Genomic DNA, 26,272 nt, shown 5'->3' with positions numbered 1-26,272 from the left:
TTTTTGGGGGTACCGGGTTTTGGAAGGCCGGGTTCCATCCCGGCCAACGGTGGTGAAGCTGAAGACGATGGTCGCGATGGAGCTCGGCATTCCCTGGCTAACAAAGCCTCCCGCGCTACCCCTGGCGATAGCGCGCCGGGGTAGTGCCCTGCCAACGACGAAAAGCTCGCACAAAGGCGTTTTCATCCGAGAAGCCGAGTTGCTCGGCGATCTGCGCCACGCTTTGGCGGCCGTGCAGGGCGTTGCACGCCATTTCCTGCAATAGGGTTTCGCGTAGGACCTTGAAGGAGAGCCCTTCTTCGGCCAGCTTGCGATTCAGGTGACGACCGCTAAGACCGAGCTGTTCGGCGATGCGATCCTTGCCCCAGCGCGGCTGGCTGCGCACCAGCGTTTGTACCTCTGCGCTCAAACTATGCTGCCCAAGGGCAGCCAGGGTCTGATCAGCCAGTTGGCGAAGATGCTCACGCAGCGCGCTGTTGGCTTGAATCAGCGGTAGCGCGAGTTGCTCGGCACTGAAGCTCAAGCAATTATGGCTGGCATTAAAGTGCAGCTCGCAATCGATCAGTTGCTGATATCGGGTAAGACCTGCCAACGGCGCATGGGTACAACTAATGCTGGTGGGCTCAAAGCGGCCGCCAGTGGACCAGCGGGTGAGATTCAACTGCGAAGCCAGCACCGCTTCAACGCGTTCGGCCTGGCGAACCGATAGGTGCGGTTGGTAATCGATCCAGGCGAGTTCTGCTTCCTGTTGCAGGCTGAAGTCACCGCCGTCGCCAATCACCGGCGCGTATTCCACAAGCTCTTCCAACGCCTCGCCCAAAGTGTCGCAAGTGACCAGCAACATGCCAGCGCTGTCGAGGTGACCAATCTGGATATCCAACCCCAACAGCAACCCGGCGAGCGGGTCTTGCAGCAGCGAACAATAGCTTTCCCACAGCTCATCCTGCACCACTAGCGGTATGCGCTCACGCGCCTGCAACAGCTGCTGCAGATGTGCGGGCAGGGCGACGCCGTGGCGTTCAGCCGACTGCAACAGGGCTTGAGCATAAAGGGGAGTCACACTGTGTTGATCGCTTGGCATGGCGTGAATTGCCGGTTCCTTGTCCCGTTTGGTGCGATACGCGCACCTTTCGCTTGGCTAGACTGAGCAACATAGCCTTGCGGTGAAGTCCGTGGCGCGTCAGCGTAATCCGCCAACGCGCCAGCCAGCATAGCAATAAACATAACAACAATGAGGAACACCCACATGTACGCTGTCATCGGCGCCGGTCCCATGGGCTTGGCCACTGCCCGGAATTTGCAAAAGCTGGACATTCCCTTCGTTGGACTGGAGCTAAATAGCGACGTCGGCGGTCTGTGGGACATCGATAACCCGCACAGCACCATGTACCAAACCGCGCACCTGATCTCCTCCAAGCGGATGACCGAGTTTGCCGAGTTTCCGATGGACGATGCGGTTGCTACCTACCCGCACCACACCGAACTGAAGCGTTACTTCGGTGACTTCGCCGCGCATTTCGATCTGCGCCGCCATTACGAATTCAATACCCGAGTGCTCAGCCTGACGCCAGACAACAGCGGCTGGCAGGTAGTCACCGAATGCAACGGCGAGCAGCAAACCCGGCACTTTGCAGGCGTGCTAATTGCCAATGGCACCTTGCATACTCCCAACCAACCCAAGCTGCCGGGCGAATTTTCCGGCCGCTTAATGCACTCATCCGAGTACCGCGATCCTTCGGTGTTCAAAGACAAGCGCGTGCTGATCATCGGTTGCGGTAATTCCGGGGCAGACATCGCCGTGGATGCCGTGCACCACGCCAAGTCGGTGGATATGAGCCTGCGCCGTGGCTATTACTTTCTGCCCAAGTTCATCAAAGGTAAGCCGACCGATAGTCTAGGCGGCAAACGCAAATTACCGCGCAAATTAAAACAGCGTGTGGATGCTGCGATGATCCGCATGATCATGGGCAAGCCATCAGACTACGGGCTGCCAGACCCCGACTACCGCATGTATGAGTCGCACCCGGTGGTCAACTCGCTGATCCTGCATCACCTCGGCCACGGGGACATCAAAGCCCGGCGAGATATTCAGGGACTGAACGGCAACCAGGTTAACTTTGTGGATGGCGAGCAGGGCGAGTACGACCTTATCCTGATGGCGACCGGGTACCAGCTCGACTATCCTTTTATTGCGCGCGAGCATCTTAACTGGCCGGCTGAGCTGGATGCGCCGCAGCTGTACTTGAACGTGTTCCACCCGCAACACGACAACCTCTTCATGATGGGCATGATTGAAGCCGCTGGTCTTGGCTGGGAAGGTCGCAACCTGCAAGCTCGGCTGGCCGCGCTCTATATTCATCAGCGCCAGCAGTGCAGCGCCACCGCCCTGCAGTTTGCCGAGACCAAGCGCCAGAAAGCGACCACCAATCTGGATGGTGGTTACAACTACATCAAGCTGGCGCGCATGGCCTACTACGTCAACAAAGACGCCTACCTCAAAGCGTTGCATCAACATATCGGCGAGTTGGAGGCCGGACTGCAGCAGAGCGCACCTCTGCCGGTAGCCGCAACATGAGCGGCGCGCTGCCGATCCAGTTTGATCCAGCCAGCCTGATTCTGCTCAATATCATCATGGCGGCGATGATGTTTGGCGTCTCGCTGACGCTCAAACTGGATGATTTCAAGCGCATCTTAAAAGCGCCAGTCGCGCCGCTGGCAGGCCTGTTCGCGCAGTTTTTGTTGCTGCCGCTGGCCACTTGTCTGGCAACCTGGGCACTCAACATCGACCCTGAGCTGGCACTCGGCATGATTTTGGTTGCCTGCTGCCCCGGTGGTAGCTTCTCCAACGTGATGACCTGGCTGGGCAAGGGCAACGTCGCCGTTTCAGTCAGTATGACGGCGGTATCCAGCCTCGCAGCCACTGTACTTACGCCGCTCAACTTCGCTTTCTATGGTTGGCTGAACCCGCATACCCGCGAGTATTTGACGCAGATCAGCCTGCAACCGGGCAGCATTCTGCTGATCGTGCTGCTGGTACTGGCGCTGCCTTTGATCCTCGGCATGTTCAGCGGCAAACGCTGGCCAGCGCTGGCGCTGCGCAGTGAAAAACCGCTGCGTATCGTCTCGCTGCTGGTGTTTCTGGGCTTTGTCGGTATTGCCTTCAGCAACAACTTTGATTTGTTTATCGAGCGATTCAACAGCTTCTTCTGGCTAGTGGTAGCGCACAACCTGCTGGCGCTGTCGCTTGGCTACGGCATGGCGCGGCTGATGAAACTACCCGTCGCGGACCGCCGAGCGGTGACCATGGAAGTCGGCATTCAGAACTCCGGCCTTGGCCTGGTGATCCTCTTTACCTTCTTCCCGAACGCTGGCGGCATGATGTTGATCACTGCCTTCTGGGGCACCTGGCATCTGGTTTCAGGGCTTACGCTCTCGCAAATCTGGGCCTATAAAAGCCGCCGTGCCGAACACGCCCAACACCTTGCCGCCCAGCGCGGCGCAGAACAGAGCCTGTAATCCATGAGCAAACGTATTCTGATCACCGGAGCCGCCGGTTACATCGGCCATCAGTTGGGTAACCGGTTGGCCCAAGATTTTTACGTGGTGGGCACTGACCTGCGCAGCCGCGATGATGTGAATTTTCCGCTGCACATTATGGACATCCGCGACCGTGGCTTGGCCGCCCTGATGAAGCAGCACCAGATCACTCACGTGGTGCATTTAGCGTCCATACTCCAGGCGTCCAAGGATCGTGCGCGCGATTTTGATATCGACGTTAACGGTACTCGCAATGTGCTGCGTGCCTGCATCGAAGCGGGCGTAAAGCACGTGACCGTGACCAGCTCCGGCGCGGCTTACGGCTATTATCCCGACAACCCGGAATGGATCGACGAAGCTGACACCATTCGCGGTAACGCCGAATTCGCCTACTCCGATCACAAACGTCAGGTCGAAGAACTGCTGGCTACCTTCCGCAGCAACCACACCGAATTACAGCAGCTGATATTCCGCCCCGGCACTGTGCTCGGCGCCGAGACGCGCAACCAGATCACCGGCCTGTTTGAAGCAAAGCGCGTTCTGACCATCAAGGGTAGCGACTCACCCTTCGTCTTTATCTGGGATCAAGACGTACTGGCCGCCATGGAAATGGGCATCCGCGAAGATAAAAACGGCATCTACAACATGGCTGGCGACGGCGCGCTGACCATGCGCGAAATCGCCAAGCGGCTGAACAAACCAACGCTGAACCTCTCGCCCTGGATGCTGAAAAGCGCATTACAGGTCGCTAAGTGGCTGGGTAGACCTACCGGCCCCGAGCAGATCAACTTTCTGCGTTATCGCCCGGTGCTGAGCAATAAACGGCTGAAAAACGAATTTGGCTATCAGCTACAAAAAACCTCCGCAGAAACACTGGAGTTCTTCATCGAAGCGCGCGGATTGCGACGCTAACGCTCAGCTGATGGAGGACCGGGTTTCATCCCGGCCAGCGATGATGCAGGCGAGCGCGCTGGTCGAGATGGAACTCGACCTTCCAAAGACGTGCGGTTTTTTCGCACGCTGGCGGTTGGGTCATAGCGGGCTTGGTTGTGGAGGGCCGGGTTCCATCCCGGCCAGCGGTGATGCAGACGAGCGCGCTGGTCGAGATGGAACTCGACCTTCCTAAGACGGGTGGCTTTTTTCGCACGCTGGCGGTTGGGTCATAGCGGGTTTGATTTTGGAGGGCCGGGTTCCATCCCGGCCAACGGTGGTGCAGGCGAGCGCGATGGTCGAGATGGAACTCGACCTTCCATAAAACAACAATAAGAGAGTATCCCGAGCATGAAGACAATACTGATCACCGGGGCCGCTTCAGGCCTCGGCTGGACCATGGCGCAGCAATGGTTCGCCGCTGGTCACCAACTGGTAATGGCGGATATCAACGCCGACCTGCTGGCAGAACGTAAAGCGCAACTCAATGCACCCGAACGCGTGCTGACGGTAGTTGCTGACATTACCCGCGCAGAAGACATCCAACACCTGATCGGCGCCACCGAGCAAACATTCGGACGACTGGATCGACTGGTCAACAATGCCGGCATCACCCACCGCTCGCCTGCGCACAAGACCGACACGGCCGTGTTCCGCAAGGTTATGGCGGTGGACTGGCAAGGTCCCGTAGAGCTGACCATGGCCGCGCTGCCGCTGCTACGCGCGAGTCGCGGCGAGATAATTTGCATCGGCTCCATGGCCGGTTGGATGCCCGTGCCCGGCCGCGCCGCGTATTGCGCCGCCAAAGGCGCGCTGACCCAATTCTTTGAAGTGTTGCGGCTGGAGCTGGAGTGTGACGGCATCCATGTCTTGATGGTTTATCCGAGCTTTCTCGACACCCCCATTGAGCACAACGCCCTCGGCAAAGACGGCAAGCCCGCCAGCCATGCGCGCTCTATGGTTGGCGGCATGCGCAGCACCGAATGGATGGTAGAACTGATCGACAAAGCGCTTGTAAAAAGGCAACGTTGGCTGCTGCCCGAGCCGGTGTCGAAATTCGGCAGCCTGCTCTGGCGCTTCGCCCCGGCGCTCTATTTGCGTCAGATACGCAAACGCTTTGCCGGAGAGTTAAGTTGAGGATTCAATGATCGATCCCTGGATCTGGCTGGGTGTGTTCATCCTGCTGGCCTACACCATTGAAGCCATTACCGGTTTCGGCAGCATCGTTATCGCGCTGTCGCTTGGTGCTTTGCTGCTGCCCATCCCCGCTATGCTGCCGGTGCTGGTACCGTTGAATATCTTTATGAGCGGCTTTCTGGCCTGGCGCAACCGCGAGCATATTCAGTGGTCACTGTTGCTCAAACTGATTTTGCCACTGATGCTTCTCGGCATGCTGGTTGGCTACGGCCTGCGCCCTTGGCTTGACGGCCAGTTGCTAAAGGCGCTTTTCGGCATACTGGTGCTGTGGTTCGCCGGGCGCGAGCTGTGGCGTATGTTTCGCGGGCAAACCAGCGAAGCGCATCCCAGCTGGCTAAGCCGCGTGCTCACCCTAGGTGCGGGCATCACCCACGGCCTGTTCGCCTCTGGGGGGCCGTTGCTGGTCTACGGGCTGGCCGGGACGCAACTCGACAAGAGCAAATTGCGCGCCACCCTGATTAGCGTGTGGTTTTGCCTAAACGGCAGCATGACTATCCTGTTTCTGCTCGACGGCAGCCTGCTACCGAGCATCCCACATATCCTCAGTTACTTACCGCTGCTGGTCGTTGGCGTGCTCTTGGGCGAGTTTCTGCATCACCGCCTTAACGAACAGCGTTTTCGGCAGATGATTTATAGCTTACTGCTGGTGACGGGGGGGGTGTTGCTGGGCAAGGCTGTGCTCTGAGCCAGACCTAAAAACCAGTTGGCAAGCACATCATTAAATTGCACTATCCAATAACTGCAGTTTTGCAGTCCCCTTACTGGAGGCATGGATGCCTGGCTGTTGCAGTGCACTACAAACAACCCGCTTTACTATTGGCGTTACGAATGCGTCATTTTGCGTATCCGCCTGCGTAATGCTCCCGAGCTCTTCATCCACAGATCCCGCCGATTAATGCTTCAAAATTTCTGAGTAAGCCCATGAAAAAATTATTGTTTTTCGCGCTGGTTATTTTTGCAGGTTGGAAGATATATACCGAAAAACTGCAACCACAAAACCCAGAATTCGCGGGGCATCGTAGTGAGGTGACTAGCCAAGCATCCAGCAACCGCGTCACACCCACACCGTCAAAACCAAGCTTTACCTGCGACGGGCGACAGCACTGCAGTCAAATGCATTCCCGTGCAGAGGCCGAGTTCTTTGTTAGAAACTGCCCCAATACCAAAATGGACGGAGACCGGGACGGCATACCCTGCGAGAACGACTCCCGGTTCTAGATAGCTGACGCATACAACATGCCCAAGTGTCAGCTCTAAGGTTTCTTAAGCAACTGGAAAATTCAGTTTTCGTCTGGGCTTTAGCTGCCGAATAGCGGTTTATCTCGTATAAAAAACCCCGCGCAAATGCGCGGGGTTTTAGTTACAGCAGCAGAAACGAATTACATTTCAGGCCATACGGCGATGTCGATAATGCCTTCGGGTAGGTCTGCGATCATGCCCAGCGAGGTGGGTGTGCCGGTTTTCAGATCCACGGTGTGCAGGGTGCCATTGGCGAGTACATAAGCGGTATTGCCGCCCTTGCCGTCGCTGGCGATGTCCATGGCAGCAGAGTCCAGCCCTTTGGCTAGCTCACCTACTGGCTGTTGCACGCCATCGTTCGGTGGGTTCTGCAGCATTAACATGCTGGTGGCGAGGTCGACGGTATAAAGCTCGGTTTTTTCGGTACCGGCGAAAGAGTCGGTGTAAGCGCCGGCAACCACTTTCGGCATCATGGTGCCGTGCTCGGAATCTTTGGCGTAAGCCACGCTGCCATCAGTAGCAACTTCACCGGTCTCAACATTCACGCGGAAGTTGGTGCCGTCGGCAGCCAGCAGGCGCAGGCGGTCAGCCTTGGGGTTGAAGTCGACCACGGCGTGCTCGCTACCGGGTAGCGCAGAGTTCAGCTTGGCGCCGGCGGTGGCTTTACCCGTGGCTGCATCAATGGTGTACAGCTGGGTGCCGCCGCCGAGGGCATAGAGCATGCCGTTGGCAGGGCGCACGTCGATGCCGCGCAGATCGCTGGCGCCGTCAACTTGCATACTGGCAGTGACGCTCAGTGCCTCGGTATCGATCTTGTGCAGCATGCCGTCTTCACCGAGGGCCAGCAATTGGGCGGCGCTGGCGGTGCCGGCGGCCAGTGTTAGTGAAGTCGTCAGGATCAGTTTATTGAAAGTATTCATCTGTGATTCCTCGCATTCATGTGGTGATGGGCTTGGCCCATCCAGCTGGGTGCTTTGTAAGTCACCTACTAGCTAATACCCATGAGGCTGGGGTTTGGATGTCGGGGGATGAAAATAAATTTTCTTGAGCTCTAGCGCGATGTTCGAAACCGCAAACCTCGTCATAGCCGTTGCGTGCGATGCGCATACATAATTTGCTCAGCTGATTTCCGGTTTCGCCCTTAGGCGAGCCAAGGGCACCCAGCTGCGCGGCCCTGCGGATTCGCTGCGTTGCTCAAGCTGCCGGGGGCACACCTAGCCGGCCGCTCACAAACTCGGCGCTGCGCACCTCAGACACCGCACGCGCCTTTTTCCCGGCAGCTCTGCGCTACTCGCCCGCTCAGATGGAATTATTTAGTCCGTGCAGCCTTCAGTTTTGATGTTTAAGTTTCAACCAAACAACCAAGCCCGACAGGACTCCGATCTCAGGCGTTTCGTCCCCCTTCCAAGCTGTCGAGTAACGCAGGGGTTGAGCGATTAAGCCGAGGACTGTGTGAGCGAAGCGAGTTCCGCAGGCGCGCTCAACACCGAGTAACGCAGAGAAGCCGCAGGCCAGCTTGGCTGGGGGTGCCCTTTCTTTGGGTTCCGTTTCTTTGGGCAAGCAAAGAAAGGGGACTCGCCAGCGAGGCGAAAAACGCGCATGACCATCACGCAAAAAAATAACCAGGCGCGAACACCAAACCAATACCACCCCTAGTTACTCGCAATAAGCACCGCACGCCCAATATACAAAACCGGTCCAGTAGGACGATTCAAAGGCGAGCCGCCTTCCGGCTCGAGCGTCAGCTCAAACAACTGCCCGGCCTGCACCGCGCCAATCTGCTCGGCACTCAGAGTCGTACCTTTGCCCGGCTCAATCAGGCCCAATGAGCGCGGGCCGTCTTTGGGATCGATGAGCGTCCAGAACTGCACGCTCTGATTGGCCGGAATCTGATCCGCCACCAGCGATTGCAGATTCAGCGTGCCGTCACCGTCAACAGTAACCACCCAGCCCGGCTTGGCGCTTTCGCCCGGTACTTGCAGCACTGCCGTGAAACTGGCGCTGCTAGGGGCATCACGCATCACGCCAGGTAGCCAACTGAGCAGAACCAACAGCGCCAATGCTCCGCTAGTTAGGCGCCAGAGGCCCAGGTTGTTCCACCACCCGGCGAAAGCGTCAGCGGCTGTGGCTTGAGAGGCAGGCGTCCAACCCAGGCTCTGCTGCACGCGCTCCCACAACACCAATGAAGGGGTTTGCGGTGGCAACTCGTCCGCTAGTTCAAGCAGATGTTGCTCCCACTCCAGCGCCATGCGTGCGGCATCACGGTCCTGCGCGATCAACTCGCGCACTTCGCTGGCCTCCGGCTCTTCGAGCAAGCCCAGTACATACTCGCCGATCAACGCCCGACGCGGCTCAATTGCCTCTGGAATCATGCCTGCAAACACTCCTGCAATGCGCGTAGTCCGGCGCGGATACGTCCCTTGATGGTGCCCAGCGGCGTGGTTAACCGGCTGGCGATCTGTTCATGGGTAAGGCCTCGATAAAAGGCCAGCAGGATCGGATGACGACGCGGACGCTCCAACTGACGCAAACAACGACGCAGCTCACGGCCTTCGGACTGATCGCTGGCGATATCCTCTGCCTGCGCACTGTCATCGGCCATCTGCTCAATAAAGCCGTCGTCGGTATCGACCAACCGACCGCGACTGCGCAGCTGATTGAGCGCCCGGTAACGCAGAATGCTGTAAATCCACGCGCGGCCCTGACCCAGCGAACGATCAAAACGATCAGCGTTATGCCACACCTTAACCAGCGCATCGTGCAAGCAATCCTCAGCCTGATCACGCCGCCCCAGCAAGGTAATAGCCAACCCCAGCATCTGCCCGGCCTCGCGCTGATACAAACGCTGAAAAGCGCCCTTATCACCCCGCGCACAGGCCTCCAGAGTGCCCTCGTAATCAAACTCGCTGTCTGCCATACCGTAATCCTGTACTCAATCGCCATTCCGTCCCTGCAGGCTATACCCGCGAGCAGGCATTACGGATGTCGGGTAGTGAAATAATATGGACAATTCGTGTGTAATTGTTTCGGCGGGGTGCGCGCCATCAGCGACTCCCCGCGCAAGAGACATCCACGATTTGTAGTGATATACGCCTATTCCGTCACCCGAATAAAACCGCTACTCGGCTCAAAAGCGGACTGGTTTACCGCAAACGCCCTGATCAAAAACAGGGTTGGCAAGCCGCCAAAAGCGTAGCACTATGCCAGTAACTGCTTTTTTGCAGACCCCTTTCTGGAGGCACGGATGCCTGACTACCCCAACCTACAAAACCAAACGCCCTGCCACTTGCTGACCAGCGCAATATCGTGCTGCCTGCGCGCAGCCATAATTTACTTATATCGCACGCAGTTTAACGTGCGGGATAACAGTATGAGCACGCACAAGTGACTGATAAAAAACAAGTATTTAGTTATTTTCCACGCACGTTATACCGCGTATTAACGCAGCGTGCGACCTAATCACTGTTAGGGTAATGCATGGAATGGATCCCGGCGTTAATTGTATATGGTGTGGCGGCGATTGCTCACCGGTTGATGCAAAGACAGGACTTTAGGCGGAGTCCGGAAAAGGCGCAGCGATATGCGGTACTGCCAGTCCGCTATAAGCTAGCTTGTTGGGTTCTGGTAATGCCAGCGATCGTTGCGCTCCCGCTCGTTCTCTGGCTTGTTTTTGAGTCCCCTTATCTGGCTGTAGTGGCGCATGTCGCTGGACTAATCGGGTTCGCAGCATTGGAAATTGCATGCGTTTCGGTTTATCGACGCCATGGGTTATGGAAATGAACTCAGGCCCTAACAAGCGGCAGCACAGTGACTGCTTCTCCGCCGCTCCGCGGCTACAAATCGGCACGTGTGCCGGGCGTTAGAGCTTAGAGGGAAAAATGCACGAGCTAGTCATAGAGTTTATAAAGAAGAGAACCCTCTCAGAGGATATGGAGCTTAATGAACCTCTGCACGATGGGGTCTATTACCTAGAAAAATTAAATGATCTTATTGAGCGTTTGTGTAAAGAAAATGAGGAAAAACTAGTTGATGAGGTTCCTTGGTCATCAATGCACGATATGTATAGAAGGAATTATGAGTATTGTTGCGGCGTATTCGGTGTGTTTTTAATAGGTCAACTTCCTTCGTGCGAGGCGCTTTGCAGAACCGCTATAGAAGGCAGTGTTAATTTGCACTACGTAAGCCTCGGCGATTCAATGACCAAACAAATCGCCTATTTCAAACATCACTTGGCAACTGAACGTAAACAAAATAAAACTTGGAAGCAAAGCGTCGAAGATTCCTCCTATCCTGAGGAAGCTAAAGCCCACCACATACAGAGGATTTCCGACAAAGATAATGCCTTGGATCATTATGAATACGGTTTAAAAAAATCACTTGCTTTATGCAATGTAGATTTTGATGCTGTCAATTCAAAATGGCCGAGTATTTTTGATCGGTTTAAAGAAATTGGCGAAGAAGTTGGCTATAGAACTATCTATGTAGCTTTGTGCTCCCAAGCTCATAATGATGCAGAGGATATTCTGAATAAAATAATGGCCCGAATAACAGCAAACGTAACCGGGCTAGAAGAAGCCCAAATGATTGAGCAGTACAACTTTTCACTATACTTGGCTCTTACTGCTCTAGATTACCATGCATTTGCTTCCGCAATGTATATTGCTAGATTTGGTATTGATGCCACAGAAATAATTGATTTAAAGCACAGAATTACTGAATCAACAGTTAAGGTTGTTGAGCATGGACCTCGCTTAGTTTCTGAGAGAATTAAAGTCAATGAAAAGCTCTAACAAGGCGTGCCAGCTGACATTTTGGTTGGCGCTTCGTCTTGTGTATGGCTACGCCATTTTACACAAAACTACACGCCAACCAAAATACAGCTGCACTTGGCGTTATGAGTACAAAGCAGGCATATGTCTAAATTTCGAGTAATTGCCTTTTCAATCCTGCTTTTCGGTGGGGGGTTCTCCATATTCTCTCTCATATTCAGTTTTGGTGATTGGCGTAGGCTTGCGTTTGTGGCCTCTGCTGGAATCTTTCTAGGTGTTGTTGCTGCAACGTCAATCGAGCCAAAGGCGTTCCGGCATGCCTGGGCTTACGAGCTCGTATTTGGGAGCCTGGCAGGGGCAGTCCTCGGTTGGGTACTTTTCTCCAGAGTTGAAGTAATGGGCATTGGAGCCTTATTGGGCGGGATGCTCGGATACCTTGCGCCTTACTGGGTCAAGCATGTACATATCCCATGAAAGCTCATAACCAGGCGCTCTTGCCGGGCAATTTCTCCACCGCTGCGCGGCTACAAAATTGCCGCAAAGCTTCGCGTTACTAAGCAGAATTATCCAACACCACTCGGCCCCCAATCCCATCTGAGCGGGCGAGTAGCGGAGAGCTGCCGGGAAAAAGATGCTCGCGGTGTCTGAGCGTAGCGAGTTTGCGAGTATCCCCGGCAGCTTGAGCAACGCAGCGAACCCGAAGGGCCGCGCAGCTGGGTGCCCCGGGGGATCGCTAAGGGGGGCCGGGCAAGCGGCCCCCTTTGGCTCGCCAGCAAGGCGAAAAGCAGAATCAAACCAAACATCCCGCTCGACAAAGGCGTCGGATCAACAGCCTGCATATCAAACGCCAAGACCCGCCCATCACCCCAATGATTCCCCAATAATCAACCAAACTACCCATTGGCTCCCAAGCCACCCAGTCAGTGCTAACGTCAGCTCGTCCACAACACCAACAAGAGAGCTCCGCCCATGTCACAAGCCGCTGGCCGTCAATCCATCTTTATCACCGGTGCCGCCTCCGGCATGGGCCGCGAGACCGCTCGGTTGTTTAACGAAAAAGGCTGGTTCATCGGCGCATTCGACGTAAATCAGGCGGGACTAGACGCCTTGCAGGCAGAGTTGGGTGCAGACAACTGCGTTACCCAAACACTGGATGTGAGCGACAAGGCGCAGTTTGATGCCGCGGTAGCGACCTTTGGCGCAGCTACCGGCGGGCGTATGGATGTTCTGTTCAACAATGCGGGCATCATCATGCGCGGGTTCTTCGATGAGATGTCGTTCGAGGATCAGTTGAAGATCATCAACGTCAACGTCATCGGCGTAATGAACGGCACTCACAGCGCGCTACCGTTGCTGAAAGAAACACCCAATGCCTTGTGCTTCAACACCTCATCCTCTTCGGCCACCATGGGCATGCCGCTGATTGCGGTGTATTCGGCCAGCAAACATGCGGTGAAGGGCCTGACCGAAGCGTGGTCGAACGAGTTCAAGCGTTACGATATTCGCTGCGCCGATGCGCTGCCAGGGTTGATCCGCACCGGTATGACGTCTGACGAGTTTCTGGAGAAGGCGCCTACCAAAGGACCGTTCCGATTGATTGAAGCGGTTGAAGTGGCAAAGGTGGTGTGGGCCAGTTACCACGACGAAAAGAAACTGCATTGGTACATTCCGGAGGAACTGGCGGAGCTGGATAAAGCCTCAAGTAACGATCCTGAGCTGTTGCGCGACAAGCTGGCGCGGAATATGACGTTGTAAGGGAAGGCGGCACATGAAGAGGGGCGCTACGGCGCCCCTTTCTATTGCTGAGTTACTCGCTGACGGCGCTGACTACTTCGCCAGGCTCAACGTTTTGCACTACCGGCTCGGCCATCGGGATTTGTACCAAGTTGGCAGTTTTGTTGGTCGGCATTTTGTACATGGCGCCGGTGAGCGGGTCGACCAGAAGCAGACCGATACCACCACCAATCAACAGATTGCCCCAATACCAACCATCCATGCTGGAATCCAGCGTCTGGCTCTGCTGTTCGAAGCCTTCCTTGGTGAACTGTAGGTTATAACGCGCACCTTTAAAGTAACCGTCGCCGGACTTCAGGGTAACAGTGCTAGGGGTAGTGCCTTGATGGATAACGTGACCGCTGCGGTTACGAATCTGATATTCGGCACCGGGCGGATTGGAATTAACCACTACGGGATACTGCGAGTCACTAACGATACTGGCACAGCCAGTCACAAACACGGAGGCAGAAAGGGCGGCTGTCATAGCCAATTTTTTCAGGCACATCATTTAGAAGAGTCCTTCTTCAATTGTTTTTTTAGTATTTTTTTCGATAACGCCGGGCGATCATAATCAGCCTATGCAGTAATGTCATTATGCTATTTGCGACTTTTAACAGTATTTTTTCGCAGCGCTATGGACCGCTGAATTCGGCGCTTACGCAATAAGCCTCCAGGCTCAATTACACACTGGCCTGAGTTGCTCAGCGGTGAGACAAGGCAATCCTGCCGAGACACATCTGAATCTGTCTAACTCAAGGTATTGCGAGCACCGGCTTCAGGGGTTAGCCTTCAATGCTGGAATAAAAGTTGTGAGCGCTCCATGCAAGTTACCGTCTGGGATCTACCTCTTCGTCTATTTCATTGGCTGTTAGCCCTCTGCGTTACTGGCTCTTTGATAACCGTAAGCCTCGGAGGCAACTGGATGCTCTGGCACGGGCGTTTTGGCCTGTCCGTTCTGGGGCTGCTGACCTTCCGTCTGGTGTGGGGTCTGGTGGGGGGCACCTACGCTCGCTTCAGTAATTTCTTCCCGACGCCCTCCCGTATTACCCATTACCTGCGCGGCAGCTGGCACGAACTGGGGCATAACCCGCTCGGTGCCTTCTCAGTGTTTGCGATGCTGGGGTTGTTTACTTTTCAGGCGTTGACCGGTTTGATCACCAATGATGACGTGGCCTTTTATGGGCCCCTGACGCGCTTGGTATCCAGTGATGTGAGCTCATTGGTTAGCGGTTGGCATCGCTCCACCGAGCAGCTGATCTACGTTGTGATCGGCCTGCATATTCTGGCGATTGTGGTTTATCGACTGCGCGGTAAAAAGCTGCTCGGCGCGATGCTGCATGGCCGTAAGACGGTGGAAGAGAAGCCGGTACACGAGGCCGAAAGCGGTGGCGGGCTGGCGTTGAGCATTGCGCTGGTGATTGCCATCGGCATGGTGTGGCTGGCGTGGGGCAGTTGGATTCCTGCCCCACCGCCAGCGCCGGCGATGCCCGCCTGGTAGCGCTTATTCCATGCGGTACTTTTCATGGCAAGACTTGCAGCTCTTGCCGACTTCACCAAAGGCAACGCGGATTTCGTCCTGATCGCCAGCCTCGGCTTTAGCTGCCAGGTTGCTGGCTGCGGTGCCCAGGTTACCTGCCAGTTCTGCCATGTCCTGCATGTTCTCAAACAAGGCCGGATCAGCACGGGTGTGCAGGTCGCCGATGTCCTTCTCGGTGCCGGGACCAAACAGCGCACCCATACCGGAGTTAGCAATGGCGTCGATGGCATTGGCGGCGGCGCTAACCTGCTGCTGGTTGTACTCTACGCTGCCATCAATGACCTGGGCTTTGATCTTGCCCATGTTCCAAGCCATGTAACTAAATCCCGCTTGGCGAATCTCAATCTGGTCTTCTGGCGAGACCTGTGCGTAAGCGGCGGTTACGGCGCCACCCAGCAATAAGGCGCTCAGGGCGCCGGCAATCACGGTTTTCATGCGTTTCTCCTACTTGGTGGAATCAAGCTTGTTCTGCATAGTAGCGTCCGCAGGCTAAGCGTGCATCGCTAGCGTGGCTCTATTCTGGCCTTCTTAAATCCGCCAGCGTATTAAAAGCAATGTGCGTGCTGGGGAATATTTCGTCAATCTGCCGGGTGATCCAGTCGGTGTGCTCAAGATGGTCCATCAGCGGGCCCTTTACCTCTGCAAGGTGCAGATGAATATCGCGCTCACTTAGTCCTTCGGTCAGCTCGCTGAGCATGTCCAGTCCAGTGCTGTCGATGTGATTGACCGCCGACAAAATCAGTAACACTTCTCGGGTGTCGGGGTAATCTGCCAGCGCTTGATAAATCGCCTGCTCGACCGCCTTGGTATTGGCAAAAAAGATGTTTTCGTCGATGCGCAGCGCCAGTAGCTGCGGCACGGTTTCCACCAAGTGGCGCTTGGTATTGCGAAAGTAATGGGTATCCGGCACCCGGCCTATGACTGCTACGTGCGGGCGGCTACCGCGCCACAACTGAGCAATGATCGACCAACAGACACCCAGAATGATGCCGCCCTCAACCCCGAGTATCAGCACGCCCAGCAGGGTGCTCAGCAGCGTCAGACCTTCGGCGCGATCATAACGCCAAGCGCGGCTCAGGCTGCGTAGGTCGATCAACGGGGTGACCGCAATCATGATCACCGCTGCCAGCATTACCAATGGCAGATAGGCGAACAGCGGCGCCACGGTCAGCAGTATCAGGCCGATGATCAGTGCAGCGATGACACCCGCCAGTGGCGTGTTGGCGCCGGCCTCGATATTGACACTGGAGCGCGAAAAACCGCCCGCCACTGCGAAGCCGCCGGTCAATGCCGAGCCCAGGTTAGCGGCACCCAGACCGAGTAGCTCGCGGTCTGGGTTAACGCTCTGGCGCTTGCGTCGCGCCAGCGACTGCGCAATAGAGACGCTTTCCACAAAGGTTACCAGACTGATCAGCGCTGCCGGCAGCAATAGCTGACGCAGGTCGCCGAAGCCGGGTGTGGTCCAGACCAATGAAGGCAACCCAGCGGGTAGGTTGCCCACCACGGGAACGCCGAGGGCGGCCAAATCGAAATACCAAGTCGCCCACACCGCGACCACCACCACCACAATGGGCGCCAACCGTGCCAGCAGGGTGGCTAGCGCGGCTGGTAATCCCAGCGCTTCAATATGTCGCGCCATCAGCGTGCGGGCATATAGCAGCCAAGCCAGCGCGGCTAGCCCCATGCCCAACACCAGGGTGTTCAGCAGGTGCCACTCACGTACCAGCTGGGGCAGCCCGTGCGGCAAGTTTTCACGCCCTAGCAGACTGGGCAGTTGACTGAGAATAATCAGAATGGCAGCGCCGCTGATAAAACCGCTAATCACCGGATGGCTGAGGAAGTTGGCAAGAAAACCCAAACGCAACAGACCCAGCACAAAGAGCATAAAGCCCGACAGAAGTGCCAACCAGACCGCTAGCTGCAGGTAGTCCGGGCTGCCTACCGTGGCCAGCGGCGCCAGCAGGGTAGCGGTCATCAGGCCGGTGATCGCTACCGGGCCAACCGACATGCTCATACTGCTGCCAAACATGGCGTAGCCCAGCAGCGGTAATAGACTGGCATACAGCCCTACTTCCACTGGCATGCCCGCTAGCATCGCGTAAGCCATACTTTGCGGTATGACCATGATGCTGAGTACCAGGCCTGCCGTCAGGTCGCCGCCCAGCCAGGCCCGCCGATAATGGCGCAGCCAAGCGAGCATTTCCGGGCCGCCCGGCGGCTGCAACCGAGGGTTCTTACTCATGCACGCACCCGCCGCTCATACCAGCTGAACAGCCACATACCCGCCAGCATCGCGACCACAAACAGCAACGCCTGCGGTACCAGCGCCGAGGCGGCGACCAGCCCCGGACCAGGGCAGAATCCGGCCACGCCCCAACCGGCCCCAAATACTAGGCTACCGATGATCAGCCGCCGGTCAATTTGGCGATTACCCGGTATTTGCGCGGCTTCACCGCGCAGGGTCACGCCACTACGCTGGGTCCACTGCATGGGTATAAAGGCCACGGCGATAGCCCCGATCATAACCAGTGCTAGGGAAGGATCCCAGGCGCCTGCCAGATCAAGAAAGCCCAACACTTTGGCCGGGTTGGCCATGCCCGAAAGCAGCAGGCCCAAGCCGAATACCAGCCCACTGACCAATGCAATCAATGCGCGCATGCTCAGACTCCCAACAGATGACGAAGGACGAAAACGCAGATAAAACCTGCGCCCATAAAGCTCAGCGTAGCCGCCAGTGAGCGCGGCGATAAACGTGCCAGCCCGCATACCCCGTGCCCACTGGTACAGCCCGAACCAAGCCGTGAGCCAAAGCCCACCAGCAGGCCGGCAATCACCAGCGCAACGGGGCCGGCGTCAACCTCCACTTTGATATCCGCACCCGCCAGCTTATACAGCCATGGCGCTAGCAAGAGCCCAACTACAAATAGCAGGGCCTCGCGATTACCGGCTTGCGGCACAAGCAGACGCCCGACCAACCCGCTGATGCCGGCAATCCGGCCGTTAAACAGCATCAGCATGGCCGCCGCCGCGCCAATCAGCGCACCACCGGCCAAGGCACTCCAGGGAGTGAAGGCAACCCAGTCAATCTGCATTAGTTACTTCCTCGGCACAGAATAGGCCATAAAGGGTATTGAGAACCGCCAGCGCCTCGGCACTGGCGACACGGTAATAAACCTGCTTGCCTTCACGGCGGGTTGCCACCAAACCTTCGCGGCGCAATACCGCCAACTGTTGCGACAGCGTAGGCTGCACAATACCCAGCAGTTGCTCCAACTCGCCGACGCTACGCTCGCCCTCCACCAACTGGCAAAGCAGCAGCAGGCGGTCACGGTTGGCTAGCGCCTTAAGCAATTGTTGAGCCTGATCAGCAGCGCTGGAGAGACGATTGATGTCGATTTGATTATTCATACGGTTGGACAGGTCCCGGGAACACTTTATTGACATACAATATATAAAAAAATAGATTGATTGCAACCAACTCATCATTATCGGAGCACATCATGGGTGATAACCGCGTTGAAGTGACTTTGCAGCAGCAGGAGAACTATCGCTTTCTGGTCCAATACCAGGGCGATACACCCGACCTGATTACCGATGAACCAGCTCCCTTGGGCGGCAATCAGGGTCCCAGCCCGGCACAGTTGCTGGTCACTGCACTAGGCAACTGTCTGAGCGATAGCCTGGTGTTTGCGCTGGGCAAGTTCCATCAGCCCAATGACGGCATCCGTACCGAGGCGGTCGGCCATTTGGGCCGAGATACCGATAATCATCTGCGCATAGTGGGCGTTGATGTGACCTTGCATCTGGGATATCCAGCCAGCGCGTTCAAGCGGTTGGAGCGCATTCTCAATCAATTTGAGCAGTTCTGTACGGTATCCCAGAGTGTCGTCGCCGCCCTGCCGATCAATCTCAAGGTGCTGGACACCGAAGGCACCCTGCTCAAGGGCTGAACACGGGGGTGCGCGTGCCCCCTGTTGCGATATTCAACCAACCACGACCGCGTCCGCACACTAAATACAGCTGACAAACTGGCTTAAGGCGATCTTAAGATTCGCCACGCAATATCCTCCCATCATCTGGAGGAAGGCCATGTCACTGTCATCTGTACCCAGCACCAATATCATCGCCCGCCTTGGCGAAGGCGATCCAGCCATGCTGTTGCACTCCCCGCAATCCGGCGGCGAATTGCGTCACCAGCTGGAAACCTTTGTGCACCAACAGTTCGCTGATGTGTACGGCGCCGATGTGCGCGAATTCATGCCCGAACTGCTGGGCATCTGCCAGCAGGGCACTCTCCAGGCCAGCGTTGGCCTGCGCGGCGGCGCCAGCGATCAGCTGTTCCTTGAGCACTACCTTGATCAGCCGGTATGCCAGACTCTGCAACGCCACACTGATCTACCGGTGGTCCGCGAACAACTGGTAGAGGTCGGGAATCTGGCAGCGCTCGCACCCGGTGCCGGGCGCCTGCTGATTATCGCGCTGACGCATTTTCTGGCTGCCAGCGGTTACACCTGGGTGGTATTTACCGGCACCCCGATGCTGCTGAACAGCTTTCAACGCCTAACCCTGAGCCCCATTGATCTGGGCCCGGCGGATCCTGCTCGGCTGGGTGAGGCGCGGAATGACTGGGGCAGTTACTACGCCACTCAGCCGCGCGTGATGGCCGGCTACATTCCGGAAGGCCTCGCGCAGCTGCAGCGGCGTGGCACCTTCGAGCGTCTGCGCTATCAGCCAAGCTACCTGCCAGACCAACAGAAGGTCGCCAATGACTGCGCTTGAGCGATTCTGGCAACAGCTGGCGCAATACGCACAGCAGCGTCCCGGCAAAATCGCACTGGCCGACGAGCAGGGCAGCATCGCCTATGCCGACCTGAGCACTGAGGTTCAGCAACGCGCTGACCGCCTACGCGCGCTCGGCTGCCGCTGTGTGGCTCTCGCGCTAGACAATGGCCGTGACTGGTTGCTGTGGGATCTGGCAATTTTGCGCGCGGGTCTGACCTGCGTGCCCATCGCCCCCTTCTTTACTGAGGCGCAGCGCCGCCATCTGCTCCAGACGGCGGGCGTGGATACGCTGATTGGCCTGCCTGACGACGGCGCGCTGATGCGCGAGCAAGGCTTCGCCAGCACTTCCCTAGGCTGGCAGCGCACACTCTTCGGCGTGGGTATGCCAAGCGGCACCGCCAAGATTACCTTCACCTCCGGCACCACCGGCACCCCCAAGGGTGTGTGTCTGTCCGCCGAGGCCATGTTGCAGGTTGCCGACAGTCTGCGTGATGCCTGCAGTAGCCTGAACCCGCAACAACACCTGATACTGCTACCACTGGCGGTGCTGCTCGACAACTTGGGCGCCTATACCGCGCTGCTTAATGGCGCCAGCATTACGGTGCCAGCAGACAGCGGCCTGCACGGCAGCCAACTGGATATGCCGCGCTTGCTGCAGGTGCTAAATCACTATCAGCCGCACAGTCTGATTCTGGTGCCGCAATTACTGCAGGCATTGCTGCAGGCCGCCGACGCCGGCGCCCCGCTGCCGCGCAGCCTGCGTTTCATCGCCGTGGGTGGCGGCCGGGTAGCACCGGCGCTGCTCGACCGCGCTAAAAAGCTGAGCCTGCCGGTGTTTGAGGGCTACGGGCTATCTGAATGTGCCTCGGTGGTCTGCCTGAACCGACCCGGTTACCAACGGGCTGGCACGGTCGGAAAACCACTGCCGCATGTCGATATCAAGCTGGCAGACGACGGCGAGATTCTAGTGCGCGGCGCCCACGCACTGGGTTATCTCGGCGAACCCGCCAGTAGCGACGAATACTGGCCGACCGGCGATCTCGGACGGCTGGAAGATGGCTATCTGAGCATTCTCGGGCGTAAGAAAAATCAGTTCATTACCGCTTATGGACGCAACGTAAACCCCGAATGGGTCGAGGCCGAGCTAACCAGCCATCCGGCTATCGCTCAGGTGTTGGTCTATGGCGAGGCATTGCCTACCAACCTGGCCCTGATTGTCCCGCGCAGCACTGCTTTCAGTGTCGACGACATTACCCAAGCCGTCGCCCGCGCCAACAGCCAGTTACCGGACTACGCGCAAATCGGCGCCTGGCTGACCGCCAGCGAACCCTTTTCAGCAGCTAACGGCCAACTGACCAGCAATGGTCGCCTGCGCCGCGACTCCATCACCGAACACTATCGCCCGGCGCTGCTGGGTCTGATCAACGAGGACATTGCACTATGAACTTCTTCGATACCCTGCAAGAACAAACCCAAACCGAGCGCGAGTACCTGTTTGAGTCACCCATGATTCAGGCCGCCCTGAGCGGCGAGGCGCAAAAGCACAGCTACGTGGCCTTTCTGACCCAAGCATTCCATCACGTGCGCCACACCGTGCCGCTGCTGATGGCCTGCGGCGCGCGTCTGAACGCTGATCACGAGTGGCTGCGCGAAGCCATGGCCGAATACATAGAGGAGGAGGTCGGCCATCAGGAATGGATTCTCAACGACATTCGCGCCTGCGGCGGTGACGCTGAAGCCGTGCGCCACAGCACACCAGGGCTGGCTACCGAACTAATGGTCAGCACCATGTACGACCGCATCAACCGACTTAACCCGATTGCCATGCTGGGCATGGTCTTTGTACTGGAGGGTACCAGCATTGCGCTGGCGACCCAGGCGGCCGGCAGTCTGAAACAAGGTCTGGGGCTGCCACCGCAGGCCTTCAGTTACCTGTCCTCGCACGGCTCGCTGGATCTGGAACACATGAAGTTCTTCGAAACCCTGGTGAACCGCATTGATAACGACACCGACCGGGACGCCGTGCTGCATACCGCCAAGGTGATCTATCGCCTGTACGCCGAGATGTTCCGCAGCCTGCCGGGCAATGTTGCGCAGGAGGTGCCCCATGCAGCTTTCGGCTAGTCGTGTGATTCTCACCGGCGCAACCGGCGGTATGGGGCAGGCAATGGTCGCCGAACTCTGCGCTGCCGGTGCTCAGGTACTGGTGGTTGGCCGCCAGGACCAAGCCCTGCAAGCGCTGGTTGCCCGTTTTGACGGCCAGGTCAGCTGTTTGCAGGCCGATCTGCGCAATTCCGCTGATCGCGCCCGCGTGGTACAACAAGCGCAGTTAATGGACGGCTTCAATCTGCTGATCAACGCGGCCGGCATTAACCATTTTGGCCTGTTTGAAGCCATGCAGGACAGCGCCATAGAGGATCTGATTCAGACCAACCTGATCGCCACCCTGCAACTGACCCGTGCCCTGCTGCCGCTACTGCGCGCGCAGCCGCAAAGTGGTGTGGTCAATATCGGCTCGACCTTTGGCTCCATCGGTTATCCGGGGTTCAGTGTCTACTGCGCCAGTAAGTTCGCCCTGCGCGGTTTTTCTGAAGCCCTGCGCCGAGAGCTGGCGGACACCCGAGTAGGCGTGCTTTACATGTCGCCACGCGCGACCCGCACCGGTATGAACAGCGCGGCGGTAGAAGCCATGAACGCCGAGCTGCAGGTCAGCATGGACAGCCCCGAACTGGTTGCCGCGCAACTGGTAAAGGCACTGGAAACCGATCTGCGCGAAGTGCACATGGGCTTTCCCGAGCGCTTGCTGGTGCGTCTCAATGGCTTGCTGCCACGGCTGATCGACAAAGCGCTGCGCCGACAGTTATCGACCATTCAGTATTACGCCAAACCCGTTTCGACGGTTGCCCCAACAACTCCACTCAAGACTGCCAAGGAACTCTAAGATGCCCACCCTGATTCGTTTATTAGCCACCAGCTTGTTGGCCGTCTTCAGCCTGACCAGCCAAGCCGCAGACATTGCTCCGCTGCAACAGCGCTGGGCAGAAATTCAATACCAATTGCCTGCCAATCAAAAACCTGCAGCGTTCAAAGCGCTGGCAGCCGAAGCCGAGCAGGTTACTCAGAGCGAACCCGACAGTGCTCCGGCCCTGATCTGGCACGGCATCATCCTCAGCAGCTGGGCCGGCGCCGAAGGCGGTCTGGGTGCATTGGGCAAGGTCAAGCAGGCCAAGGCTGAACTGGAGAAAGCGCTGGCGATCGATCCCGAGGCGCTCAACGGCTCGGCCTATACCAGCCTCGGCGCCCTCTATTATCAGGTGCCCGGCTGGCCGATAGGCTTTGGCGACGACGATCAGGCCGAGGCTTTGCTCAAGCGCGCACTGGAGCTGAATCCGGACGGCATCGACAGCAATTTCTTCTGGGCCGATTACCTGCTTGATCAGAAGCGCTATGCTGAAGCCAAGGCCGCACTGCTTAAAGCACAGGCTGCAACACCGCGCCCGGACCGGCCGCTGGCCGATCAAGGTCGACAAGCCGAAATCCGTGAACGACTGACTCAACTGAAAAACGGATAACGCATGCGCCTGTTGCTGGTTGAAGACGATACCTCTCTGGCCGAGGGCATTCTCACCTCGCTGAAAAAAGAGGGCTATACCCTGGACTGGCTGAAAGACGGCACCAGCGCGCTGCACGCGTTGAGCAGCGAACCCTTCGATCTGGCAATTCTCGATTTGGGGCTACCGCGCATGGACGGTCTCGCGGTGCTGCGCGCCCTGCGCGACCGTCATCATGCGGTTCCAGTCTTGATCCTTACCGCCCGCGACGGCGTACAGGACCGAATCGCTGGGCTGGACGCGGGCGCTGATGACTACCTGATTAAGCCGTTCGACAGCGCTGAATTAAAAGCCCGCCTACGTGCCCTGCTGCGCCGCAGCAACGGCCGAGCCGAGCCGCTGATAAACCTGCGTGGGGTCGTGCTTGATCCGCAAAGCCAGCAGGTCACCCTGGAGGGAAAACCGGTCAGCCTGTCACGCAAGGAGTTTATTCTGCTGCACGAACTGATGGCGCAACCCGACCGAGTGCTGACCCGCGACCGGCTCGAGCAGGCCCTCTATGGCTGGAATGAAGACGTCGACAGCAACACCCTGGAAGTGCACATCCATCACCTGCGGCGCAAACTCTTCAGCGGGCTAATCCGTACCCTGCGCGGCGTCGGCTATATGATTGAGCGCCAGGTATGAGGTCGATTCGCAAGCGCATACTGGTCAGGGTGCTGGGGCTGCTGCTGGCCGGCTCACTTACCATGGGCTGGGTCGGCTATCACGACGCCGGCCATGAGATCGAAGAACTGTTCGACGCCCAGCTTGGGCAAAGCGCACGGGTGCTAATCGCACTGCTGAGCACCTCACAAGCCAGCATTGCACCAGAGCAACTGGCCCAAGCGCTAATCGAGACCACCAGCAGTCATCCCAAGCTGGGTCACCGTTATGAAAGTAAACTGGCCTATCAGGTGCGCAGCGCCAACGGCACCGTAGTCGCGCGCTCCTTTAATGTGCCAGAGCTGACCGATACCGACTGGCAGCCCGGCTTTGCGGATAAACAGCAGGACGGTCGGCGCTGGCGCGGTTATGTGCTGGAGGCGCCGGAAACGGGCCTAGCGGTCTGGGTCGGCGAGCGCAGTGATGTGCGCGGCGAGCTGGTAGACAAGATAGTACGTGGCACCCTGGTGCCAGATCTGGTCGGTATTCCCATCATGCTGTTATTGGTTTGGCTCGCTATCGGCTCGGGCCTCAAACCCCTGGATGAACTGGCTCGCCTGATTCGTCTGCGCGAACCCAATAGCCTGAACCCATTGGTGCTAAGAGACCTGCCACAGGAACTGGAACCCATGCAGGCGGCGCTCAATCGCATGCTGGAACAGGTGAATCAGCTGCTGGCGCGTGAACAACGCTTTATCGCCGACGCCGCCCACGAGCTGCGCACGCCGCTGGCCGTGCTGCAAATACACGCCGAAAACGCCCTGGAAAGCCGCGATCCAGCCGAGCGTGATCAGGCGCTAATGCACCTGCGTAAAGGGGTGGAACGCGCCACTCGGCTGGTCTCACAGATGCTGACACTGGCGCGACTGGCAGACGAGCAGCAACGCCAACGTGTCAGTGTCGGCCTGCTGCAGACCTGTCGTAACGAGGTCGCCGAACTCTTGCCACTGGCTTTGCGCAAACAGCAGGATCTGAGTTTTGACAGTGAGCCTGATCTGCCACCTGAGGTTCAGATGGAGCCAGGCAGCCTGGCCATGCTGTTGCAGAACCTGATTGGCAACGCGATCCAGCACACGCCTGCCGGTGGACAGATTCGCGTTAGCCTGAGCAGCCAGCAGCAGACTGTAGCGCTCTGCGTGGAGGACAGCGGCCACGGCGTACTTGAGGCTGAGCGCCAGCGCCTGCTTGAACGCTTTCATGCCCAAGGCAGCAGCCAGGGCGCAGGCTTGGGCCTGTCCATCGTACAGCGTATTACCGAGCGGCACCGGGGGCGACTGACGCTGGCCGAAAGTCCGTTGGGCGGCCTGCTGGTGCGTGTCGAGTGGTCCATATAGCTCTCATCTATCGCTGAATTGCGCATCATCACGCCCCTGCACTGTACTGGTCTCGGGCAGCCCCATGGTCGATACTAAACGCCTACCCACTGCCCACATAACAGGAGCCCAGCATGAGCAACGCTCGCTTTGACCTCACCGGCAAGACCGCCCTGATTACCGGCGCGTCCAGTGGCCTCGGCGCACACTTCGCTCACGTCCTAGCAGACGCCGGCGCCCGCGTAGTGTTGGCCGCGCGCCGCGCCGAGCGGCTTTCTGCACTGGTTGAAGAACTTGAGCAACAGGGCCACAGCGCCTTGGCCGTAACCATGGACGTGACCGACAGCGACAGTGTGGATGCCGGTTTCAGTACGGCCGAAGCTGCCTTTGGCGTGTGCGACATTCTGGTCAACAACGCGGGCATCGGTGATCCGGTGCCCTTTCTCGAGATGACCGAAGGCAACTGGCGCAGCATGCTCGATACCAACCTCGATGGCGCCTGGCGCGTCGCACACCGCGCCTGTCTGGCGATGGCCAAAAGCGGGCAGGGTGGCAGCGTGATCAATATCGCCTCGATTCTTGGTCTGCGCGTAGGCACTGCCCTGAGTCACTATGCCGTGGCCAAAGCCGGTGTGGTGCAGTTAACCAAGGCCATGTCGCTGGAACTGGCGCGTAACAATATTCGCGTCAACGCGATTGCCCCCGGTTACTTCCGTACCGAAATGAACAGCGACTACTTTGATACCGAGCACGGCCAGAACTACATCCGCAGCAAGGTGCCCATGCGCCGCCTGGGTATGTTGTCTGAGCTTGATGGGCCACTTTTACTCCTGGCCAGTGAAGCCGGTTCGTTCATGACCGGAAGCGTGCTAAACGTCGACGGCGGCCACCTGAATAACAGCCTCTAGCCGGCTGTTACGACAAGCTAGGACTGGC

The 26,272-nt window shown here is 57.7% G+C and carries 29 protein-coding genes; 19 read left to right on the top strand and 10 right to left on the bottom strand.

All coding sequences use genetic code 11. From position 1 onward, the window contains the following. Window positions 1–115 precede the first annotated feature (115 nt). Window positions 116–1,081: an AraC family transcriptional regulator gene (locus AC1XYH_RS17445; protein ID WP_483324385.1), complete on the bottom strand. Its 966-nt coding sequence runs from the start codon at window positions 1,079–1,081 to the stop codon at window positions 116–118. Between the two features lie 165 nt (window positions 1,082–1,246). On the opposite strand from AC1XYH_RS17445, the gene AC1XYH_RS17440 reads away from it, so the two are divergent. The 6 genes from AC1XYH_RS17440 to AC1XYH_RS17415 all read left to right on the top strand — a co-directional run bounded on the left by AC1XYH_RS17440 (window position 1,247) and on the right by AC1XYH_RS17415 (window position 6,882). After that, window positions 1,247–2,575: a flavin-containing monooxygenase gene (locus AC1XYH_RS17440; RefSeq protein WP_483324384.1), complete on the top strand. Its 1,329-nt coding sequence runs from the start codon at window positions 1,247–1,249 to the stop codon at window positions 2,573–2,575. Next, entirely contained in the window at window positions 2,572–3,516 is a 945-nt protein-coding gene (locus AC1XYH_RS17435) for a bile acid:sodium symporter family protein (protein ID WP_483324383.1), read from the top strand. Before AC1XYH_RS17440 ends, AC1XYH_RS17435 begins: the two co-directional genes overlap by 4 nt. A 3-nt stretch (window positions 3,517–3,519) precedes the next feature. Further along, complete coding sequence (locus AC1XYH_RS17430; RefSeq protein ID WP_483324382.1) at window positions 3,520–4,449, top strand: SDR family oxidoreductase; 930 nt, start codon at window positions 3,520–3,522, stop codon at window positions 4,447–4,449. Between the two features lie 369 nt (window positions 4,450–4,818). Next, the gene (locus tag AC1XYH_RS17425; protein ID WP_483324381.1) at window positions 4,819–5,604 is read left to right on the top strand and encodes an SDR family oxidoreductase; all 786 of its coding nucleotides are present in this window, start codon (window positions 4,819–4,821) and stop codon (window positions 5,602–5,604) included. A 7-nt stretch (window positions 5,605–5,611) separates the two neighbouring features. Beyond that, window positions 5,612–6,349, top strand: a complete 738-nt coding sequence (locus tag AC1XYH_RS17420) for a TSUP family transporter (protein WP_483324380.1) — start codon at window positions 5,612–5,614, stop codon at window positions 6,347–6,349. 236 nt (window positions 6,350–6,585) lie between these two features. Beyond that, window positions 6,586–6,882 (top strand): excalibur calcium-binding domain-containing protein, encoded by a 297-nt coding sequence (locus tag AC1XYH_RS17415; protein ID WP_483324379.1) that lies wholly within the window; start codon window positions 6,586–6,588, stop codon window positions 6,880–6,882. A gap of 161 nt (window positions 6,883–7,043) precedes the next feature. On the opposite strand, the gene AC1XYH_RS17410 is transcribed toward AC1XYH_RS17415, so the two are convergent. The 3 genes from AC1XYH_RS17410 to AC1XYH_RS17400 all read right to left on the bottom strand — a co-directional run bounded on the left by AC1XYH_RS17410 (window position 7,044) and on the right by AC1XYH_RS17400 (window position 9,820). Continuing rightward, window positions 7,044–7,823, bottom strand: a complete 780-nt coding sequence (locus tag AC1XYH_RS17410) for a DUF4394 domain-containing protein (protein ID WP_483324378.1) — start codon at window positions 7,821–7,823, stop codon at window positions 7,044–7,046. 732 nt (window positions 7,824–8,555) lie between these two features. Next, entirely contained in the window at window positions 8,556–9,275 is a 720-nt protein-coding gene (locus tag AC1XYH_RS17405; protein ID WP_483324377.1) for an anti-sigma factor, read from the bottom strand. Beyond that, window positions 9,272–9,820, bottom strand: a complete 549-nt coding sequence (locus AC1XYH_RS17400) for a sigma-70 family RNA polymerase sigma factor (protein WP_483324376.1) — start codon at window positions 9,818–9,820, stop codon at window positions 9,272–9,274. The genes AC1XYH_RS17405 and AC1XYH_RS17400 overlap by 4 nt, the downstream gene beginning before the upstream one ends. 961 nt (window positions 9,821–10,781) lie before the next feature. On the opposite strand from AC1XYH_RS17400, the gene AC1XYH_RS17395 reads away from it, so the two are divergent. The 3 genes from AC1XYH_RS17395 to AC1XYH_RS17385 all read left to right on the top strand — a co-directional run bounded on the left by AC1XYH_RS17395 (window position 10,782) and on the right by AC1XYH_RS17385 (window position 13,427). After that, the gene (locus AC1XYH_RS17395) at window positions 10,782–11,693 is read left to right on the top strand and encodes a DUF5677 domain-containing protein (protein WP_483324375.1); all 912 of its coding nucleotides are present in this window, start codon (window positions 10,782–10,784) and stop codon (window positions 11,691–11,693) included. A gap of 123 nt (window positions 11,694–11,816) precedes the next feature. Next, window positions 11,817–12,146 (top strand): hypothetical protein, encoded by a 330-nt coding sequence (locus tag AC1XYH_RS17390; protein WP_483324374.1) that lies wholly within the window; start codon window positions 11,817–11,819, stop codon window positions 12,144–12,146. Window positions 12,147–12,641: 495 nt separating this feature from the next. Next, entirely contained in the window at window positions 12,642–13,427 is a 786-nt protein-coding gene (locus AC1XYH_RS17385) for an SDR family oxidoreductase (protein ID WP_483324373.1), read from the top strand. A gap of 52 nt (window positions 13,428–13,479) precedes the next feature. Here AC1XYH_RS17385 and AC1XYH_RS17380 read toward each other — a convergent pair whose 3' ends face one another. After that, window positions 13,480–13,932: a hypothetical protein gene (locus AC1XYH_RS17380; RefSeq protein WP_483324372.1), complete on the bottom strand. Its 453-nt coding sequence runs from the start codon at window positions 13,930–13,932 to the stop codon at window positions 13,480–13,482. Between the two features lie 336 nt (window positions 13,933–14,268). Between AC1XYH_RS17380 and AC1XYH_RS17375 the strand changes: the two genes are divergently transcribed. Continuing rightward, on the top strand, window positions 14,269–14,946 hold the full coding sequence (locus tag AC1XYH_RS17375; protein ID WP_483324371.1) for a cytochrome b/b6 domain-containing protein: 678 nt from the start codon (window positions 14,269–14,271) through the stop codon (window positions 14,944–14,946). Window positions 14,947–14,949: 3 nt separating this feature from the next. On the opposite strand, the gene AC1XYH_RS17370 is transcribed toward AC1XYH_RS17375, so the two are convergent. The 5 genes from AC1XYH_RS17370 to AC1XYH_RS17350 form a co-directional block, all read right to left on the bottom strand. Continuing rightward, window positions 14,950–15,420 carry a c-type cytochrome gene (locus tag AC1XYH_RS17370; protein ID WP_483324370.1) on the bottom strand — a complete coding sequence of 157 codons (471 nt, stop codon included), beginning with the start codon at window positions 15,418–15,420 and terminating at the stop codon, window positions 14,950–14,952. 79 nt (window positions 15,421–15,499) lie between these two features. Continuing rightward, window positions 15,500–17,227, bottom strand: a complete 1,728-nt coding sequence (locus AC1XYH_RS17365; protein ID WP_483324369.1) for a SulP family inorganic anion transporter — start codon at window positions 17,225–17,227, stop codon at window positions 15,500–15,502. Continuing rightward, on the bottom strand, window positions 17,224–17,643 hold the full coding sequence (locus tag AC1XYH_RS17360) for a DUF6691 family protein (RefSeq protein ID WP_483324368.1): 420 nt from the start codon (window positions 17,641–17,643) through the stop codon (window positions 17,224–17,226). The genes AC1XYH_RS17365 and AC1XYH_RS17360 overlap by 4 nt, the downstream gene beginning before the upstream one ends. Before the next feature lie 2 nt (window positions 17,644–17,645). Next, complete coding sequence (locus tag AC1XYH_RS17355; protein WP_483324367.1) at window positions 17,646–18,077, bottom strand: YeeE/YedE family protein; 432 nt, start codon at window positions 18,075–18,077, stop codon at window positions 17,646–17,648. Continuing rightward, window positions 18,067–18,393 carry an ArsR/SmtB family transcription factor gene (locus AC1XYH_RS17350; RefSeq protein WP_483324366.1) on the bottom strand — a complete coding sequence of 109 codons (327 nt, stop codon included), beginning with the start codon at window positions 18,391–18,393 and terminating at the stop codon, window positions 18,067–18,069. The genes AC1XYH_RS17355 and AC1XYH_RS17350 overlap by 11 nt, the downstream gene beginning before the upstream one ends. A 92-nt stretch (window positions 18,394–18,485) precedes the next feature. Here AC1XYH_RS17350 and AC1XYH_RS17345 point away from each other — a divergent pair, with 92 nt between their 5' ends. The 9 genes from AC1XYH_RS17345 (at window position 18,486) to AC1XYH_RS17305 (ending at window position 26,244) form a co-directional block, all read left to right on the top strand. Then, window positions 18,486–18,935, top strand: coding sequence for an OsmC family protein (locus tag AC1XYH_RS17345; protein WP_483324365.1), 450 nt, complete (start codon window positions 18,486–18,488; stop codon window positions 18,933–18,935). A 139-nt stretch (window positions 18,936–19,074) separates the two neighbouring features. Next, window positions 19,075–19,764, top strand: a complete 690-nt coding sequence (locus tag AC1XYH_RS17340) for a thermostable hemolysin (protein ID WP_483324364.1) — start codon at window positions 19,075–19,077, stop codon at window positions 19,762–19,764. Further along, window positions 19,751–21,211 carry an AMP-binding protein gene (locus AC1XYH_RS17335; protein WP_483324363.1) on the top strand — a complete coding sequence of 487 codons (1,461 nt, stop codon included), beginning with the start codon at window positions 19,751–19,753 and terminating at the stop codon, window positions 21,209–21,211. Before AC1XYH_RS17340 ends, AC1XYH_RS17335 begins: the two co-directional genes overlap by 14 nt. Next, window positions 21,208–21,891: an iron-containing redox enzyme family protein gene (locus AC1XYH_RS17330; protein WP_483324362.1), complete on the top strand. Its 684-nt coding sequence runs from the start codon at window positions 21,208–21,210 to the stop codon at window positions 21,889–21,891. Before AC1XYH_RS17335 ends, AC1XYH_RS17330 begins: the two co-directional genes overlap by 4 nt. Further along, window positions 21,875–22,708 carry an SDR family oxidoreductase gene (locus AC1XYH_RS17325; RefSeq protein WP_483324361.1) on the top strand — a complete coding sequence of 278 codons (834 nt, stop codon included), beginning with the start codon at window positions 21,875–21,877 and terminating at the stop codon, window positions 22,706–22,708. Before AC1XYH_RS17330 ends, AC1XYH_RS17325 begins: the two co-directional genes overlap by 17 nt. A 1-nt stretch (window position 22,709) precedes the next feature. Next, the gene (locus tag AC1XYH_RS17320) at window positions 22,710–23,339 is read left to right on the top strand and encodes a tetratricopeptide repeat protein (RefSeq protein WP_483324360.1); all 630 of its coding nucleotides are present in this window, start codon (window positions 22,710–22,712) and stop codon (window positions 23,337–23,339) included. A gap of 3 nt (window positions 23,340–23,342) precedes the next feature. Next, entirely contained in the window at window positions 23,343–24,005 is a 663-nt protein-coding gene (locus AC1XYH_RS17315) for a response regulator (protein ID WP_483324359.1), read from the top strand. Continuing rightward, the gene (locus AC1XYH_RS17310; protein WP_483324358.1) at window positions 24,002–25,357 is read left to right on the top strand and encodes an ATP-binding protein; all 1,356 of its coding nucleotides are present in this window, start codon (window positions 24,002–24,004) and stop codon (window positions 25,355–25,357) included. Before AC1XYH_RS17315 ends, AC1XYH_RS17310 begins: the two co-directional genes overlap by 4 nt. Before the next feature lie 113 nt (window positions 25,358–25,470). Further along, complete coding sequence (locus tag AC1XYH_RS17305) at window positions 25,471–26,244, top strand: SDR family NAD(P)-dependent oxidoreductase (RefSeq protein ID WP_483324357.1); 774 nt, start codon at window positions 25,471–25,473, stop codon at window positions 26,242–26,244. Window positions 26,245–26,272 lie beyond the last annotated feature (28 nt).

This window comes from Pseudomonas sp. GW-45 (genome assembly GCF_056896675.1).
The sequence above is the reverse complement of the archived record's forward strand: the minus strand, read 5'-3'. Positions and strand labels throughout refer to the sequence as shown.